Annotated in this window: 1 protein-coding gene; it reads left to right on the forward strand. The window is 49.1% G+C overall.

Annotation, left to right across the window (positions count from 1 at the left end; genetic code table 11):
- Positions 1-238, forward strand: a 238-nt coding sequence (locus EN749_RS38465) for a hypothetical protein (RefSeq protein ID WP_210214789.1), incomplete at its 5' end; no start/stop codon positions are given.
- Between the last annotated feature and the right edge of the window lie 141 nt (positions 239-379).

A 379-nucleotide genomic window follows, 5' to 3' on the forward strand; every position in this document is an offset into this window, starting at 1 on the left:
CCTATACATTACCGATGTCACACGCAATGGTATCGTCAGATACGATCCTAAGACCCTTTCCATGTCGCTGATTGCGGCAAACGAAGACGTCCACTGGCCAGACACGCCGGCAATCCGTCCGAATGGGGATCTGATATTTACCTCGAGTAGTCTCAATGATCACTTCGCGGGAGTCGTTAAATCCGGAGAGGAACGCTATGATTTATGGCGCTTGCCTCTCAGAGCTTCTAAGGATTAGTCGCGCGTCACTTCAGTAATCAACATCGACAATCCATTCATGTAGTGACTTTTTTTAGCCTGCTCACGGTATTTGGTTGGGGAGAGTCCATATTGATTCGAGAACGCTCTGCTGAACGTTGACGGCTCCTCGTAGCCTAAC

This window comes from Mesorhizobium sp. M7A.F.Ca.ET.027.02.1.1 (genome assembly GCF_004022985.1).
In the GTDB taxonomy this organism is placed as follows: Bacteria; Pseudomonadota; Alphaproteobacteria; order Rhizobiales; family Rhizobiaceae; genus Mesorhizobium.